This is a genomic window from Aestuariivita boseongensis, from assembly GCF_001262635.1.
Classification (GTDB): Bacteria; Pseudomonadota; Alphaproteobacteria; order Rhodobacterales; family Rhodobacteraceae; genus Aestuariivita; species Aestuariivita boseongensis.
This window is the reverse complement of record NZ_JXYH01000116.1, coordinates 1-1,072: the sequence shown is the minus strand read 5'-3', so window position 1 is coordinate 1,072 and position 1,072 is coordinate 1. Positions and strand designations below refer to the sequence as shown.

General features: G+C 61.1%; 1 protein-coding gene. It reads right to left on the bottom strand.

Features of this window, described 5'->3' with window-relative positions; all coding sequences use genetic code 11:
• Positions 1-47: 47 nt before the first annotated feature.
• The coding region (locus tag TR61_RS19385) for an IS256 family transposase (protein ID WP_050932208.1) at positions 48-1,072 on the bottom strand (1,025 nt) is incomplete at its 5' end.

Below are 1,072 nucleotides of genomic sequence, written 5' to 3'. Positions count from 1 at the left end.
GGTCACGTCCGTCAATGTGGTGTAAATTAGGTGGCCTGAGGGCATGGTCAGGCGGCTTGAGTTGAGATGCTGAGAATTGGGTCTGTTTCCTCCTGATCTATCTGAGCGAAGGCTTCGACCTGCATGTATCTGCTAGCGGTCTGCCATTCGTCGTTCTGTTCAAAAAGCACGGCACCGATGAGGCGGATGATCGACGCCTCGTTTGGGAAGATCCCCACGACATCAGCGCGGCGCTTCACTTCTTTGTTCAGACGCTCGATGGGGTTTGTGCTGTGCAGCTTGGTGCGGTGCTGGCGCGGGAAGGACATATAGGCCAGCACGTCGTGCTCGCTGTTGTCCATGAGGTCGGCCAGCTTTGGCCACCGAGGGCGGAGCTGGTCGGCCACCTTGCGCCACATCTCACCTGCGGACGCGCGATCGGGCTGGTCAAAAGCCTGACGGATGGCGGCGGCGACAACGGTGTGCTGGCCGCGTGAGACATGGGCCAGAGCGTTGCGCATCCAGTGTACCCGGCAACGCTGCCAGGTTGCGTCACATGTGCGCTCAATGGCGTTCTTCAAGCCCCCATGGGCGTCAGAGATCACCAGCTTTGTACCGGCCAGGCCACGAGCGTTAATCCCGCGCATGAAGTCGACCCAGAACGGCTCAGCCTCTGAGGGGCCCACACCGAGGCCGATGATCTCTCTGCGCCCGTCTGTATTGGCAGCCACGGCGATTATAGCGGCCACCGAGACGATCCTGCCGCCCTGTCTTGCCTTCAGGTAGGTGGCGTCGAGCCAGAGATACGGCCACTCGCCAGTCAGGGGGCGGTTGAGGAACTCCTGCACGCGCTCGTCGATATCCTTGCACAGCTTAGAGACCGTGCTCTTGGACATGCCGTTGATGCCCATGGCCTGCACCAGGTCGTCCACCTTGCGTGTGGACACGCCGCTGATCCAGGCTTCCTGCACGACAGCCACCAAGGCCTTCTCAGAGGTCTTGCGCGGTTCCAAGAAGCCGGGGAAGTAACTACCCTGGCGCAGCTTGGGAACCTTGAGGTTCAGCGTGCCCAAACGGGTATCGAGAGCGCGCT